At 71.5% G+C, this 15,882-nt stretch carries 12 protein-coding genes and 1 pseudogene; 5 read left to right on the top strand and 8 right to left on the bottom strand.

Features of this window, described 5'->3' with window-relative positions; translation table 11 throughout:
* Positions 1 to 22 precede the first annotated feature (22 nt).
* A complete protein-coding gene (locus ABZX02_RS27240; RefSeq protein ID WP_355301996.1) occupies positions 23 to 1,699 on the bottom strand; it encodes a 5'-nucleotidase C-terminal domain-containing protein in 1,677 nt (558 codons plus the stop codon).
* Between the two features lie 65 nt (positions 1,700 to 1,764).
* Complete coding sequence (locus ABZX02_RS27235) at positions 1,765 to 2,271, bottom strand: hypothetical protein (protein ID WP_355301994.1); 507 nt, start codon at positions 2,269 to 2,271, stop codon at positions 1,765 to 1,767.
* 109 nt (positions 2,272 to 2,380) lie between these two features.
* Between ABZX02_RS27235 and ABZX02_RS27230 the strand changes: the two genes are divergently transcribed.
* The 5 genes and pseudogenes from ABZX02_RS27230 (at position 2,381) to ABZX02_RS27210 (ending at position 8,783) form a co-directional block, all read left to right on the top strand.
* Complete coding sequence (locus ABZX02_RS27230) at positions 2,381 to 3,106, top strand: response regulator transcription factor (protein ID WP_355301992.1); 726 nt, start codon at positions 2,381 to 2,383, stop codon at positions 3,104 to 3,106.
* The gene (locus ABZX02_RS27225; RefSeq protein ID WP_355301990.1) at positions 3,084 to 4,490 is read left to right on the top strand and encodes a HAMP domain-containing sensor histidine kinase; all 1,407 of its coding nucleotides are present in this window, start codon (positions 3,084 to 3,086) and stop codon (positions 4,488 to 4,490) included. Before ABZX02_RS27230 ends, ABZX02_RS27225 begins: the two co-directional genes overlap by 23 nt.
* 17 nt (positions 4,491 to 4,507) lie before the next feature.
* Positions 4,508 to 6,229: a glycosyltransferase family 39 protein gene (locus ABZX02_RS27220; RefSeq protein ID WP_355301989.1), complete on the top strand. Its 1,722-nt coding sequence runs from the start codon at positions 4,508 to 4,510 to the stop codon at positions 6,227 to 6,229.
* A pseudogene (locus ABZX02_RS27215) lies at positions 6,226 to 6,924 on the top strand (dolichyl-phosphate beta-glucosyltransferase); the annotation flags it as partial. The gene ABZX02_RS27220 and the pseudogene ABZX02_RS27215, both read left to right, overlap by 4 nt.
* A 38-nt stretch (positions 6,925 to 6,962) precedes the next feature.
* A complete protein-coding gene (locus ABZX02_RS27210) occupies positions 6,963 to 8,783 on the top strand; it encodes a glycosyltransferase family 39 protein (protein ID WP_355301987.1) in 1,821 nt (606 codons plus the stop codon).
* On the opposite strand, the gene ABZX02_RS27205 is transcribed toward ABZX02_RS27210, so the two are convergent.
* From ABZX02_RS27205 to ABZX02_RS27180, 6 genes are all read right to left on the bottom strand, one after another.
* Positions 8,762 to 9,532: an SGNH/GDSL hydrolase family protein gene (locus ABZX02_RS27205; RefSeq protein WP_355301985.1), complete on the bottom strand. Its 771-nt coding sequence runs from the start codon at positions 9,530 to 9,532 to the stop codon at positions 8,762 to 8,764. The genes ABZX02_RS27210 and ABZX02_RS27205 overlap by 22 nt on opposite strands.
* Positions 9,533 to 9,585: 53 nt before the next feature.
* Complete coding sequence (locus ABZX02_RS27200; protein ID WP_355301983.1) at positions 9,586 to 10,758, bottom strand: hypothetical protein; 1,173 nt, start codon at positions 10,756 to 10,758, stop codon at positions 9,586 to 9,588.
* Positions 10,759 to 11,331: 573 nt separating this feature from the next.
* On the bottom strand, positions 11,332 to 13,131 hold the full coding sequence (gene aspS / locus ABZX02_RS27195) for an aspartate--tRNA ligase (RefSeq protein ID WP_355301981.1): 1,800 nt from the start codon (positions 13,129 to 13,131) through the stop codon (positions 11,332 to 11,334).
* Positions 13,132 to 13,197: 66 nt separating this feature from the next.
* On the bottom strand, positions 13,198 to 13,572 hold the full coding sequence (locus tag ABZX02_RS27190) for a hypothetical protein (RefSeq protein ID WP_355301979.1): 375 nt from the start codon (positions 13,570 to 13,572) through the stop codon (positions 13,198 to 13,200).
* Positions 13,572 to 14,603 (bottom strand): hypothetical protein, encoded by a 1,032-nt coding sequence (locus ABZX02_RS27185; RefSeq protein ID WP_355301977.1) that lies wholly within the window; start codon positions 14,601 to 14,603, stop codon positions 13,572 to 13,574. The genes ABZX02_RS27190 and ABZX02_RS27185 overlap by 1 nt, the downstream gene beginning before the upstream one ends.
* 59 nt (positions 14,604 to 14,662) lie before the next feature.
* The gene (locus ABZX02_RS27180) at positions 14,663 to 15,832 is read right to left on the bottom strand and encodes a S8 family peptidase (RefSeq protein ID WP_355301975.1); all 1,170 of its coding nucleotides are present in this window, start codon (positions 15,830 to 15,832) and stop codon (positions 14,663 to 14,665) included.
* Between the last annotated feature and the right edge of the window lie 50 nt (positions 15,833 to 15,882).

Below are 15,882 nucleotides of genomic sequence, written 5' to 3'. Positions count from 1 at the left end.
CCGCAGGACGGGACACCCGAATTCACTCGATAGTGGACACCACGACGGGCTCGCCGTCCGCTACGAGCCGCCAGTCCGAGCCGGTGAACTCGGCCGGGTCGAGCACGCCCGCCGCCTTTACCCAGTCGATGAGGAGCTGCCGGATCTCCTGCTGCTGGTTGTGCAGCACGGGTGCGGACGCGACGTGCGGGAAGTCGCCGCCGCCCGCCTGCCGGTAGTTGTTCACGGCCACGGCGAACTCGACCGAGTCCGGCACCGGCCGTCCGTCGTAGGACAGCCCCACGATCCGCGACCCCACCGGCTGGGCGATGTCGATGTCGTACGTCAGCGGCGCGGTCAGGCCGTGGGCGATGTCGAAGTTGTAGTCCGGCACGTCGGCCGAGACCTCGGCGGCGGTGAACGGTCCGGCAGACGACACCTGGGCGAAGTACCGGGCCGACTCCTCCAGGAAGTCGCGCAGCTGCGCGCCGGTCATCCGCACGCCCACCAGCGTGTTGTCGAAGATGTAGAGCCCGGCGACGTCCCGGATGGACACCTCGCCCGCCGGGATCGCGGCCGCCCGGTTGAAGGGCGCGCACAGCGACAGCACCGGCAGCGAGGTGGACTTCGCGAGCTCCAGCGCCTGCACGTGGTTGATGAACCGCAGCGCGGGCGTGTCCTCGAACCGCGACCGCGCGGCCGACATCGCCGCCGCGCACGTCCCGACCCGCGCGTTCACGTACGACACGACCTTCTCGTGGTCGTGCCGCAGCAGCCGCACGATCCGCGGGTCCTCCGCCACCGACGCCGACGACAGCACCGACGAGCGCGACGCCACCAGCTCCCAGTGGCCTTCGTGCTCCAGGTCGAACTCCATCACCGACAGGCGCTTGCCCCAGTACAGCGGCTCGGTCAGCAGCACCGGCCGCCCCGTCACCTTGTTCACGACGGTCCGCGCCGGGATCTCCACGTGCGCGTGCCCGACCAGGATCGCGTCGATGCCCGGCACGGTCTCCGCCACGAGCTCGGCGCAGTTCTCCGGGAACGGCACCTGGTCCCCCAGCGAGGACGACAGGTCGGCGCCGGAGTGCGCCACCACGATCACGAGGTCCGACCGGCGGCGGATCTCCGGCACCCAGTGCAGCGCCTGCTCCACCAGACCGGGGAAGGTCAGCACGCCCTCGACGTGAGAGCGGTCCCACACCGCGATGCCGGGGTTGGTCAGTCCCAGGATCCCGACCCGCAGCGGCTCGCCGCCGGTGCGCCACAACGTCTTCACCACGTACGGCGGGAAGGCGGGCAGCCCGGTCTCGACGTCGAGCGCGTTCGCCGCCAGCAACGGGAAGTCGAGCTGCCGTTCGAACGTGCGCAGCACCGCCAAGCCGTAGTTGAACTCGTGGTTGCCCAGCGCGGCGGCGTGGTAGCCGATGGCGTTCATCGCCGCGGCCATCGGGTGCGGGTGCACGCCGCGCGTGATCGGCTCGACCTTCGCGTAGTAGTACGCGAGCGGGGTGCCCTGGATGGTGTCGCCGGCGTCGAGCAGCAACGTCCGGTGCCGGCCCACGGCCGCCCGCACGTCGTTGACCAGGGTGGAGATCTTCGCGAGCCCCACGTCGTCGTGCGCGTGGTCGTCGAACTCGCGGTTGAGGTAGTAGTCCCAGTTGAACAGGTTGCCGTGCAGGTCCGTCGACCCCATCACAGTCAGTGTGAACGTGCGCACGCCGCTCACCTCCGGTTGTGGTCGGGCTGATCACCCGACCATAACCGCTCACACTTGACCCCAAATCACCTCGTGGGAGGGGCCTGCCCGTTCCGCTGGCCGCGCTGACCAGGCTCGACGACGCTGGAGGCGACGGACTTGCCGTCTTCTGTGGTGGCGATCACCGTCACGGTGTCCCCCTTCTCGACACCTTCGGCCACGGTGTCGGCGTCGATCACGTACGTCTTGGTGTAGCCGTCGGTCGACTTCACCTCGACGGAGGTGTCGCTGATCGCGGTGACCTCACCGGTCTGGAACTCGCCGTGGGTGGTGTCGCCGGTGCCGAGGCCGAAGCGCATGCCGCCGCCCATGCCGTCCGGCGGGGCGCCGCCCATGCCGCCGGGTCCCATGCCCCCGGCGCCGGTCTGCTGGTTCGTGCCGCTCGCGGCGTAGATCGCGACGCCACCGGCTCCGGCGATCGCGACGGCGATGGCCACGGCCGCCACCGTCTTCTTCGCGGTCCACGCCGGGCGGGCCGCCGGCTCTGCGGCGGGCTGGGGTGCGCCCCACTCCGGGGCCTGTTGTTCGGTCATGACGACCACCGTGGCGGCGCCACCTGTGCCGAACCTGTGTGCGCCGTAGGCCTGAGCTGTGGGCACCGCTCACAGGTGGTACACAGACTTCGCGTTCACGATGGGAGCCATGCGCGCGATGAAGACCGAACTCCGCCGGCCCGACGGACAGCCCGTGCGGGTGCTCGTCGTCGACGACGAGTCCACCCTGGCCGAGCTGATGTCGATGGCGCTGCGCATGGAGAAGTGGGACGTGCGCACGGCCCTCGACGGCACGACGGCGGTGCGGACCGCGCGCGAGTTCCGGCCCGACGTCGTGGTGCTCGACGTGATGCTGCCCGACTTCGACGGCTTCGAGGTGCTGCGCAAGATGCGCGCGGAGGCGCCCACGCTGCCCGTGCTGTTCCTGACGGCCAAGGACGCCGTGGAGGACCGCATCGCGGGTCTCACCGCGGGCGGCGACGACTACGTCACCAAGCCGTTCTCGCTGGAGGAGGTCGTGCTGCGGTTGCGCGCACTGCTGCGGCGCACCGGCGTGACCGACGCGGACGCGGGCACGCGGCTCGTCGTCGGCGACCTGTCGCTGAACGAGGAGACCCGCGAGGTCGAACGCGGCGGCACGTCGATCGACCTGACCGCGACGGAGTTCGAGCTGCTGCGCTACCTGATGCGCAACCCTAAGCGCGTGCTGAGCAAGGCCCAGATCCTGGACCGCGTGTGGAGCTACGACTTCGGCGGCCAGGCGAACATCGTCGAGCTCTACATCTCGTACCTGCGCAAGAAGATCGACGCCGGGCGCACCCCGATGATCCACACGATGCGAGGCGCCGGATATGTCCTCAAGCCTGCGACCTAGAACCCTGCGGGCCCAGCTCGTCTCGGGCCAGATCGTCCTGCTCACCGCGCTGTGCCTGGTGATCGGCGGGATCTCGGTGCTCGCGCTGCACGCGTTCCTGATGAACAACCTCGACCGCGAGGTCACGACGCTGCGGCCCGGACCGCCCGGCCAGCAGTACGGCCCGCCCGGCATCAACGCGCGGATCTTCCCCGACGGCAGCATCAGCGGCTCGATCGAGCTGCCCGGCTGGGAGTCGCCGCGGCTGCTGACCGACGACGAGCGCCGGGTCCTCGCGGCCACGCCGTCGGGCGTGCACACGGTCGACCTCGGTGAGGCCGGCGAGTTCCGGGTGGCCACCGACCCGCGCGGGATCAAGGGCCTGCCGCTGTCCAACGTCACCGACATCGTCTGGCAGATGGTCTGGATCCTCGCCGGGCTGATCGTCGCGGGCGCGGCGGCGGTCGCGCTGGCGGGCCGGGTGATCGTGCGGCGCGCGCTCGTGCCGCTCGACCGCGTGGCCGAGACCGCGACCCGCGTCTCCGAGCTCCCGTTGCACGAGGGTGAGGTCGCGCTCGCCGAACGCGTGCCGGAGGAGGACACCGATCCGGCCACCGAGGTCGGCAAGGTCGGCCTCGCGCTGAACAAGATGCTCGGCCACGTCGACCAGGCCCTGAAAGCCCGGCACGACAGCGAAACGCGCGTGCGCCAGTTCGTCGCCGACGCCTCGCACGAGCTCCGCACGCCCTTGGCCGCCATTCGCGGGTACGCCGAGCTGACCCGCCGCACTGACGCGGACCTGCCGCCCGAGGTCACGCACGCGATGAGCCGGGTCGAGTCCGAGGCGCTGCGGATGACGTCGCTGGTCGAGGACCTGCTGCTGCTCGCCCGTCTCGACGCCGGCCGCCCGCTGGAGAGCGAGGCCGTGGACCTGTCGCGGCTCGTGCTGGACGTCGTCGGCGACGCCCGGATCGCGGGCCCGGACCACGGCTGGAAGCTCGCGCTGCCGGAGGACCCCGTCACGGTTCCCGGTGACGTGCAACGACTCCACCAGGTGCTGGGCAACCTGCTGTCCAACGCCCGCGCGCACACCCCGCCGGGCACCACCGTGACCACCGGCCTGTCCGTCCACAACGGACGCGTCGACCTGAGCGTCACCGACGACGGTCCCGGCATCCCGGCGGGCCTGGAGGTCTTCGAGCGGTTCGCGCGCGGCGACTCGTCGCGCTCGCGGGCCGCGGGCAGCACCGGTCTCGGGCTGTCGATCGTGGCCGCCGTGGTGGGCGCGCACGACGGCGAGGTGTCCGTGGAGAGCCGTCCCGGCCGCACCACGTTCACGGTCTCGCTGAAAACGTCTCCGGACACAGGTCGTTCACAGCAAGGGCACACGACCCACCCAGGCTAGGCCGCGACTCTCGTCGCATGAGACGAGAACGCCTGGCGCTGGCGGTCCTGCTGATCGCGACCGGCGCGCTGTACCTGTGGCGGCTGGGGGACTCGGGCTGGGCCAACGCCTACTACTCCGCGGCCGCGCAGGCCGGTGCGACGAGCTGGAAGGCCTGGTTCTTCGGCTCGTCGGACGCCTCGAACGCGATCACCGTGGACAAGACTCCCGCCTCGCTGTGGGTGATGGGTCTGTCCGCGCGGCTCTTCGGCGTCAACGCGTGGAGCATCCTGGTGCCGCAGGCGCTGATGGGCGTCGGCAGCGTCTGGTTGCTGTACGCGACGGTGCGCCGCTGGTTCTCCCCCGCCGCCGCGCTGATCTCCGGCGCGGTGCTCGCGCTGACCCCGGTCGCGGTGCTGATGTTCCGCTTCAACAACCCGGACGCGCTGCTGGTGCTGCTGATGATCGCGGGTGCCTACTGCGTGACCCGCGCGGTCGAGAAGGCCAGTCCGCTGTGGCTCGCCTGGGCCGGCGTGGCCATCGGGTTCGGCTTCCTCACCAAGATGCTGCAGGCGTTCCTGGTGCTGCCCGCGTTCGCGCTGGTCTACCTGATCGCCGCGCCCACCACGATCGGCCGCAAGGTCCTGCACCTCACCGGTGCGCTCGGCGCGATGATCGTCGCGGGCGGCTGGTGGATCGCCGCCGTGGAACTGACGCCGGACCGGCCCTACATCGGCGGCTCGCAGACGAACAGCGTGCTCGAACTGACGCTGGGCTACAACGGTCTCGGCCGCCTGACCGGAGACGAGGTCGGCAGCGTCGGCGGCGGCCGCGGCTGGGGCTCGGCCGGCTGGAGCCGACTGCTGGGCGCGGAGATGGGCAGCCAGATCGCGTGGCTGCTGCCCGCGGCGCTGGTGCTGCTGGTCGCCGGGCTGTGGCTGACGAAGGGCCGCGCCCGCACCGCGCTCGCGCTGTGGGGCGGCTGGCTCATCGTCACGGCCGCGGTCTTCAGCTACATGAACGGGATCATCCACTCCTACTACACCGTGGCGCTGGCCCCGGCGATCGCCGCCGTCATCGGCATCGCCGCCACCGAACTGTGGGAACGCCGCAGCGAACCCGTCGCGGCAGCCGTGCTCTCCGGCTCGGTCGCCCTGTCCGCGCTGCAGTGCCACGTGCTGATCAACGAGTTCTCCACGGCCGTCGCGGTGCTCGTGCTGATGGCGGGCCTGATCGCCGCGGTCGGCCTGGTGCTGTCGCTGCGCTGGGCCATCCCGGTCGCGCTGATCGCCGCGTTGCTCGGCCCCACCACGTACTCCTTCGCCACCGTCACCACCCCGCACACCGGCGCGCTGCCGGTCGCCGGTCCGTCGAGCGGCCGGATGGGCGGCATGGGCGGCGGCCTGCTCGACGCCACCACGCCGGACGACGAGGTCGTGGCCCTGCTGCGGGACGACGCGGGCAGCTACCGCTGGGTCGCCGCGACCATCGGCTCCAACAACGCGGCCGGACTCCAGCTCGGCAGCGGCCTGCCGGTGATGGCGCTCGGCGGCTTCAACGGCACCGATCCCGCGCCGACGCTGGCGGAGTTCCAGGAGATGGTCCGAAGTGGACAGATCCACTACTACGTCGCGGCCGGTCGCATGATGCAGGGCGAGACCGGCAGCGACGCCGCACACCAGATCGGTGACTGGGTCGCCGAGAACTACACCGCCACCACCGTCGGCGGTGCCACCCTCTACGAACTGGACGCCTCATGACCACTCTCGACGTGGTGATCCCGGTCTACAACGAGGAACGCGACCTGCCGAGGTGCGTCGACCGGCTGCTCACCGAGCTCCCGGGACTCCTCCCGCACGACTTCCGGATCACCGTGGCGGACAACGCGAGCACCGACCACACGCTGCGGATCGCCGAGAACCTGGCGCGCGTGCACGACCAGGTGCGCGTCGTCCACCTCCCGGCCAAGGGCCGCGGCGGCGCGCTCAAGGCGGTGTGGTCGGTGTCGGACGCGGAAGTGCTGGCGTACATGGACGTCGACCTCTCGACCGACCTGCGCGCGCTGTCCCCGCTCGTCGCGCCGCTGCTGTCCGGGCACTCCGACCTCGCCATCGGCAGCCGGCTCGCGCACGGCGCCCGCGTCGTGCGCAGCACCAAGCGCGAGGTGATCTCCCGCTGCTACAACAGGGTGCTGCGCGCCAGCCTGCGCACGCACTTCAGCGACGCGCAGTGCGGGTTCAAGGCGATCCACACCCGTGCCGCGCACCGGCTGCTCCCCCTCGTCGAGGACACCGGCTGGTTCTTCGACACCGAGCTGCTCGTGCTCGCCGAACGCGCCGGTCTGCGCGTCCACGAGGTCCCCGTCGACTGGGTCGAGGACCCGGACTCGAGCGTCGACATCGTCGCCACCGCACTGGCCGACCTGCGCGGCATCGCGCGGTTGCGCCGCTCCACGCCGGCCCTGCCGGTCACCGCACCGGAAAGGGTCACGGCATGACCGCCACGCTCGCTCCCACCCCTGTCGCCGCGCCCGCGCCGAAGGCACCGCGCGACACGAAGACCCTGCACCGCATCGGTTTCTTCGCGCTCCTGGCCGGTACCGCCGTGCTGTACCTGTGGAACCTCACGGCGTCCGGCTACGGCAACGAGTTCTACGCGGCGGCCACGCAGGCCGCGTCGCAGAGCTGGAAGGCGTTGCTGTTCGGGTCGCTCGACCCCGGCAACACGATCACGGTCGACAAGCCGCCCGCGTTCCTGTGGGTGAGCGGCCTGTTCGCGAAGGTCTTCGGCTTCTCCAGCTGGACGGTGCTCGCCCCGCAGGCGTTCGAGGGCGTCGCGGCCGTGGGGTTGTTGTACGCCACGGTGAAGCGCACCTCCGGCCCGACGGCCGCACTGTTCGCGGGCGCCGCGTTCGCGCTGACCCCGGTGGCCACGCTGATGTTCCGGTTCAACCTGCCGGACGCGCTGCTGGTGCTGCTGATGGTCGCGGCCGCCTACTGCACGGTGCGGGCGTTGGAGAAGGCGAGCCCGCTGTGGCTCGCGCTGGCCGGTGCCGCGATCGGCTTCGCGTTCCTCACCAAGATGTTGCAGGCGTTCCTGGTGCTGCCCGCCCTCGCGCTGGCCTACCTGATCGCCGCGCCGACGTCCCCGCTCAAGCGCCTGCTGCACCTGCTCGGCGCCGGGCTCGCGGTCGTCGTCTCGGCCGGGTGGTTCATCGCGCTGGTCGACCTCTGGCCCACGTCCAGCCGCCCGTACATCGGCGGGTCGACGAACAACTCCTTGTGGGAACTCGCCATCGGGTACAACGGTCTCGGCCGCATCTTCGGCAACTCCGGCGGTGGTCCCGGCGGGGGCGGAATGGGCGGCAACGGCAACATCGGCTTCGGCGGGGAAACGGGCATCACCCGGTTGTTCGGCGCCAGCATGGGTCCCGAGATCTCCTGGCTGCTGCCCGCCGCGCTGATCGGTCTCGGCGCCGGGCTGTGGTTCCTGCGTCGCGCTCCCCGCACCGACCGCACCCAGGCGGCGCTGGTGGTCTGGGGCGGCTGGGTGCTCGTGAGCGGCGCGGTGTTCAGCTTCATGAGCGGCATCACGCACCCCTACTACACCGTCGCACTGGCCCCCGCGATCGCCGCCGTCGTCGGCATCGCCGGTGCCGAGCTGTGGCGCGGCCGCGGGCACTTCCCGGCGCGGATGGCGTTGACCGCGATGGTCGCGGCGACCGGCGTGTGGGGCTTCATCCTGCTCGACCGCACCCCGGACTGGACGCCGTGGCTGCGCTGGGTCCTGCTGGCCGTGGCCGCGGTCGCCGTGCTCGCGCTGGTGTTCGGCGTGAACCGCCGCTGGCTCGCCGGAGTCCTGGTGGTCGCGGCTCTGCTCGGCACGTCCGGCTACGCGTTCGCGACCGCGGCGACCACGCACGCGGGCTCGATCCCGTTGTCCGGCCCGCGGTCCCAGCAGGGCGCCGGGATGGGCATGCGCGAGGGTTCGTCGTCCTCGGAGGTCGTGCAGCTGCTCAAGGCCACCGACACCGAGTGGGCCGCGGCCACGACCGGTGCGCAGAGCGCCGCGTCGCTGCAACTCGCGTCCGGCCGGTCGGTGATCGCGATCGGCGGCTGGAACGGCAGCGACCCCGCGCCGACGCTCGACGAGTTCAAGGCGCTCGTCGCCGCCGGGAAGGTGCACTACTACGTCGAGGGCGGCCGGGGCGGCGGTCCCGGTGGCGGCAGCGGCGACATCGGCGAGTGGGTCGCGGCGACCTTCACGGCCACCACGGTCGGCGGGCAGACGCTCTACGACCTGACGACGGGCTGAACCTCGGGGACGCCGGCCGGGAACACCTCGGCCGGCGTCTCGTCGTGCCACAGCAACGGCACCAGGTCAGCACCCCGCCGGAACAGCCACGGGATCCCCTTGAGCGCCAGCCACGCGACGTGGTGCCACACCGTCAGCTCGCGCCCGCCCGAGCACTCCAGGCTCACCTCGCCGAACGGGTGCCCCACCGCGCGGAACTCCGCCGCGAACGCCCGCGCGAGCATCCGGTGCCCGCGCTCGGACGGGTGCAGCCGGTCGACCGCCCACGTCTCCAGCTCGTACGCGCCGGGCATCGTGTGCAGGTCGACGCACCGCACGCCGTGCCGCGCCACCACGACGTCGACGACCCGGTTGTACTCGTCGATGCGGTCCTTGAGCACCCGCCGCAACCTGCCGGGCAGCTTGAACACGCGGCCCTGGTCGTGGAAGCGCACGGTCACCACGGACGCGCCCGCGGCCGTGAGCTCGCGGCAGACGTGGTCGAGGTCCTCGTGCATCCGCCGCACGGAGAAGTCCGACCTCAGCGTGTCGTTGACGCCCGCGATGACGACGGCGACGGAGGGCTTGTCGCGCAACGCCCGCGGCAGCTGGAAGCGGCGGACGTCGGCCAGGCGGGCGCCGGAGACGGCGTGGTTGCGGTAGCCGTGGTCCGCGTAGGCGGAGGAGAGGATCGGGCCGAAGCCGCGCCACCCGCCGGGCACGAGGTCGCCGATCCCGACCGCTGTCGAGTCACCGAGTAACACCAGCACGCACGTCAGGATCGACTCGCCCGGTGATCCGGGAATGACCGCGCGGGAACGGTTCAGCGAAATGCTGGGTAAAGCGGGAGTTCGAGCACCTCGGGGCCGTAGCGCTCGGTCAGCGCCTCGATCACCGCGTCGGCGTGCTCCACGACGGTCTTCTCGCCGAGGATCACCGCGTCGGAGCGCAACCGCAGCCACCGGCCGGTCAGCACGACGCTGCGCGGCGGCGCGTTGTCCGCGGTGGGCATGGGCTTCGACATGGCCCGCCAGGTCGCGAGCCAGACCCACAGCAGCTGGGCCTCGAGCAGTCGCGGTAAGAGGACCGCGTCGTCGTCCATCTCGGGCCACACCGACCCGACCTCCGCGCGCCAAGCGGCGACCATGGCCTCGGACATGCCCGGCGGCAGACCCCACCCGCACCAGCAGGACGGGAACGGCACGCGCAGCGCGGCCGCGTCGAACACGATGTCGCGGACGCAGCCGCCCTCGAAGTCGACGAACCGGACCCCGCGCGAGGTGACCAGGTGGTTGTCCGGACAGGACGTCGACGGGCTGAAAGCCCGGCGCCGCGAGGTGCTGAACGCCCGTGCGGCCCCGGCGGCGAACTCGACCGCGTGGGTCGACGTGGTGATGCCCAGGGTGGACTCGAGCAGCGCCGGTAACCCGGCGATCGCCGCGTGCACGTCGACCGCGATCGGGTCCTGGCAGCACTGCGCGCCGGCCCGGCGCATCAACGCGTCGAAGTCCGCGTCCCGGCCCGCCGTCGTGGCGTGCAGCCGGCCCATCGCGTGGGCCCACGACAGCAGCCCGCGTTCGGCGGCGCGCGCGTCCTTGGCGTGCAGCTTCTCGGACAGCCTCGGCGCCCGGCCGAGGTCCTCCAGCACGACGAGCCGCGAGGCCGCGTCGTGGGCGAACAGTTCCGGGGTGGCGCGTTCCTCGGCGGGCAGCGCCGTGAGCAGCTGGTGGCTGACGGCCTCGTGCGCCCACGGATCGCGGTCGCCGGTGCCCTCGGGGTAGCGCTTCACGACCAGCGTGCGCGGCATCGAGAACGGCGAGGAGGCGACACGCACGCGGATGACGACGGAACGACCGGTACCCCCGAGAGCCTCGGGGTCCGCGAGGCGCACCTGTGCGCCCAGTCGTTTGGTCAGTACCCGCTCAGCCGCCCCGACAGCGTCCGTGATCTCCGGTGAAGTCGTGTCGGGAGGGCCCGCGGTGATCTCCACGCTCATCCCCTCCGACCCTACTCCCCAGATCCGTGAGCCGGACCGACGCTAATCGGGCCGGGCTGCGACCACCACCACTCGTTGATAACGGCTGTGCGCTGTCCCGGACACCCCTCCGACGTGTGGACGTGTGGAAACACCTTCCGTTGCCCACTACGTGCCGATCAAGCGGATCGATCGCCTCGCGCGCGTCAATACCGATCAAGTAGGTGCTCGATCGGGCGAACCGGTCTCATGTTCTGAGACGCGCGGAGGCAGCAGGTGGGTTGCCTCCGCGCGTGGAATCGCGTCTCGGAACGTGGACGGGCCGCTTCGTGCCCGGCGGGACGCCTCGCGGCACCGGCCCGCGCGCACCGGCAACACCTACCTGCACCGCCCCCGCGCGACTGGCACGAGGGTGCTCGCTGCAACCACGACGCGCCGCACGATCTCGGCGGGCGGACCACCCGCCGAGACACGGCCGACCAGGACGCGGGCGAACCACCGTCCGGCACACGGCCGACCGGAACGCGGGCGAACCACCGTCCGGCACACGGCCGACCAGGACGCGCCCGGCCGGCCACGGTCCGGTGGCGCTCGCTACGCCTTCGGCTCGGCCTTCTCGGCGCCCTTGTCCTGCGGCTTCGCGTCCACACCGGCCTCCTTGCGCTGCAGCGCCGTGATGGGCGCCGGAGCGGCCGTCAGCGGGTCGTAGCCACCGCCCGACTTCGGGAACGCGATGACCTCGCGGATCGAGTCGGCACCCGCGAGCAGCATGCAGAGGCGGTCCCAGCCGAGCGCGATGCCGCCGTGGGGCGGGGCGCCGTACTTGAACGCGTCGAGCAGGAAGCCGAACTTCTCCTGCGCCTCCTCCGGCCCGATGCCCATGACGTTGAACGCGCGCTCCTGCACGTCCGCGCGGTGGATACGGATGGAGCCACCGCCGAGCTCGTTGCCGTTGAGGATCACGTCGTAGGCGTAGGCCAGCGCGTTGCCCGGGTCGGACTCGAAGGTGTCGATCCACTCCGGGGTCGGCGAGGTGAACGCGTGGTGCAGAGCGGTCCAGTTGCTGCCGCCGACCGCGACGTCACCGGCCTCGAGCTTGTCGACCGACTCGAACATCGGGAAGTCGACGACCCAGCCGAACGCCCAGGCGTTCTCGTCGACCAGGCCGACGCGGTGCGCGATCTCGACGCGAGCGGCGCCCAGCAGGGCACGCGCGTCGCGCGGGTCGCCCGCGCCGAAGAAGATGCAGTCGCCCGCGTTGGCGCCGACGGCCTTGGCGAGACCCTCGCGCTCGGTGTCGGTGAGGTTCTTCGCGACCGGGCCGCCCAGCGCGCCGTCCTCCTGGACCAGCACGTACGCGAGGCCCTTGTGGCCGCGCTGCTTGGCGAACTCCTGCCACGCGTCGAGCGTGCGGCGCGGCTGCGAGGCACCGCCCGGCATGACCACGGCACCGACGTACGGCGCCTGGAACACCCGGAACGTCGTGTCCTTGAAGTACTCGGTGAGGTCCGTCAGCTCCAGCTCGAAGCGCAGGTCCGGCTTGTCCGAGCCGTACTTCGCCATCGCGTCCGCGTAGGAGATGCGGCGGAACGGCACCGGGATGTCGACGCCCTTGGTCTCCTTCCAGATCGCGGCGAGCAGCTTCTCGGTCAGGGCGATCACGTCGTCCTGCTCGACGAAGCTCATCTCGATGTCGAGCTGGGTGAACTCCGGCTGGCGGTCGGCGCGGAAGTCCTCGTCGCGGTAGCAGCGCGCGATCTGGTAGTACCGCTCCAGGCCGCCGACCATGAGCAGCTGCTTGAACAGCTGCGGCGACTGCGGCAGCGCGTACCAGGAACCGGGGCGCAGGCGGGCCGGCACCAGGAAGTCGCGCGCGCCCTCGGGGGTGGAGCGGGTCAGCGTGGGCGTCTCGATCTCGACGAACTTCTCGCCGTGCAGCACGTCGCGGGCGATGCGGCTGACCTCGCTGCGCAGCCGGATCGCCTGCGCGGGACCGCTGCGGCGCAGGTCGAGGTAGCGGTGCTTGAGGCGGGCCTCCTCGCCGGGCTCCACGTCGCTCTCGACCTGGAACGGCAGCGGCGCGGCCTCGTTGAGGACCTCGAGCTCGCTCACGTAGACCTCGATGGCGCCGGTGGCGAGCTCGGGGTTCTCGCTGCCCTCGGGGCGCTTGCTCACGTCGCCGGTGACCTTGATGACGTACTCGCTGCGCAGCCGGTGCGCGCGCTCGGCCATCTCGCCCTCGCGGAAGACGACCTGGGCGACACCGGAGGCGTCCCGCAGGTCGATGAAGATGACACCGCCGTGATCCCGCCGGCGAGCGACCCACCCGGTGAGGGTGACGGACTGCCCGGCGTGCTCGGCCCGGAGTGATCCGGCCTCGTGCGTGCGCAACACGGTGGTGGCTCCTTGTAGACGAAGTCAGCTTTGCCGTCAAGGCTAGCCGGAGCCACCGACAGATTTTCACGCAGGGCTTTCCGGCCCCGGAGATGATCTCCCGAGCGCCGGTCCCGCCTCCGCCCACGCGGCGTGCCAGCCGGGGTCGACCTGCTCGGCGTCCCCCCACTCCGCGATCCGGTGCAGCAGGTCGACCAGTCGCGCCCGCGGCCGCGGTGCGAGCGACGGCAGCACCTCGACCAGGAACGGCAGCACGGCGGTGGCGGCCGGGCAGACGAACCCGCCCTCCTCGTGGATCGTCTCGTCCAGGTCGGTGATGGCCCGGTCGACCACCTCGGGATCGTCGGACAGCAACGCCCTGAGGTGGCCCGGCGTGTCCAGCGCGGGCCCATAAGCGTGGTCGACCGAGTGCCACGCGACGTCGTCCAGCCCCTCCAGCATCAGCCCAGCTCCAGCAGCACCGACGTGGCGAGCGTGGAGACGCGCTGGCCCAGCGAGGTCACGCCGTGGTCGTGCACCCGCTCGGCGACGAGGTCCCGGTGCTCCCGCGCCCCCGCGACCCCCACCAGCCACACCGCGAACGCGCGCAGCCGCACGTCCGGGTCGGCGATCCACACCGGCACGAACGGCACGACGAGCCCCACGTCGGTCGTGTCGCGTTCGAAGAGCCGGCGCAGGTAGTCGAGCGCCTCCGTGCGCCACGGCAGCACGTCGACCAGCGCCAGCACCAGGTCGACGCCCTCGAAGTCCTTGGGCCCCACCAGCCAGAGCACGTGCTCGAGCACCTCGTCGTAGCCCATCTCGAACGACCCGGTGGCGAGGAACGGCTCCAGGTCGCCGGTCAGGCCGCGCAGGATCACGTCGGTGTCCGGTGTGGTCGCGGCGGACACGAGCAGCCGCGCCAGCGGTTCGTCGTCGGCCACCGGCAGCTCCCGCAACCACGACACGGCAGCCTCGTCACCGCGCCCGGCGAACTCGGTGGCGACGATCACGAGGCACAGCCGGGTGGCCGGGTCGGCCTCCTCGTCCCACCGCAGTGCCAGGGCGGGCAGCACGGGCGCGCTGTCCCCGAGCCCCTTGCCCAGCACGAACAGCACGCCGCGCCGCACGCCCGCCGAACCGTGGTCGAGCAGGGCCAGCAGCGCGGGCTTCGAGGCCTCGAACGCGGGCGGCCAGCTCGGGTGCACCCCGGCCGAGCCGCTGCCCCCGGCGACCGCGATCGCCCCGCACACGTTCTCCAGCAGCCACTCGCGGCTGGGGGTGTGGTCGTGCGCGACCAGGTCCAGCAGGAACGGCCACGCCGCCGCGGTCGCCTCGCTGACCTCGGTCTCGTCACCGGTGAGGTGCGCCACCAGTTCCGCGTGCGGTTCCACGGAGGTCCTGGCCTGCTTGAGCAACCGGGGAAGCTCGTCGGCGTACCCGTTGTGACTGCGCAACCGGTACCAGTCGATCTTCTTCAGAGCCTCCACCATGGACCCAACAATAGGAAAAGGCCGCGACCCGAGGGGTCGCGGCCTTCTCAGCGCTCAGCTCACGCGGTGGGCGCGAGGTACAGCAGGCGGTTCGGCGAACCGGAACCGGGGTTCGTCACCTTCGACGGCGTCGACTGGCCGATCAGGTACGAGGCGACCTGGGCGGGCGTGGCCGACGGGTTCGTCGAGAGGTAGCGAGCGGCGGCACCCGCGACGTGCGGGGTGGCCATCGACGTGCCCGAGATGGTGCTGGTGGCGGTGTCGGACGTGCTCCAGGACGACGTGATGTCGCGGCCCGGGGCGAAGATGTCGAGCACCGATCCGTAGTTCGAGAACGACGAGCGGGCGTCGGTGCGGTCGGTGGAGCCGACCGTGATCGCCTCGGTCACGCGGGCCGGCGAGAAGCCGGACGCGTTGGCGTTGCTGTTGCCCGCGGCCACGGCGAACGTGACGCCCTTGGCGATGGCGTTGCGCACGGCCGTGTCGAGGGTGGCGTTGGCGCCACCGCCGAGGGACAGGTTGGCGACGGCCGGCTTGACGGCGTTGGCGCCCACCCAGTCGATGCCCGCGGCGACACCGGCGAGGGTGCCGGAGCCGTTGTTGTCGAGCACTCGGACAGCGACGATGCGAGCGGCCTTCGCGACGCCGTACTGCGAGCCCGCGATGGTGCCGGCGACGTGCGTGCCGTGGCCGTTGCCGTCCTGCGCGACGTTGTCGTTGTCCACGAAGTCACGGCCGTTCGAGGCGCGGCCCCCGAACGTCGAGTGGCTGATGCGGACACCGGTGTCGATGACGTAGGCGGTCACGCCGGAGCCGGTGGAGGTGTAGCTGTAGGAGCTGTTGAGCGGCAGGTTGCGCTGGTCGATGCGGTCGAGACCCCACGACGGCGGGTTCGTCTGCGTGGCCTGCGTGTGGACGACCTGGTCGGCCTCCACGAACTCCACCGACGGGTCGGCGGCGAGGCGCTTCGCCTGCTTCTCGGTGAGCTTCACGTTGAAGCCGCCGAACGACTTGTACTCGCGGGCGACCGTGCCTCCGAAACGGGAAGCGAGGGCGTGCCCGTTGGCCTTGACGTCCTTCAGCTTCACGATGAAGCTGCCGGCGATCTTCTCGGGAGCGTTGAGGGACAACACCTCGCCCTCGGCGGCGGAGGCGTTGGGCACCATCAGAACCGACATGGCGAGAGTCGCCGCGCCGGCACCGGCCAGGAACCGGATCTTACGCGTCATGATTGCATTCCGTTCTTTGCAGGGGAACGAAGCGCTTTCGACGTTATGGA

Origin of the sequence: Lentzea sp. NPDC003310 (assembly GCF_040610935.1) — a bacterium.
GTDB lineage: Bacteria > Actinomycetota > Actinomycetes > Mycobacteriales > Pseudonocardiaceae > Lentzea.
This window is presented reverse-complemented; position numbering and strand designations above follow the sequence as displayed.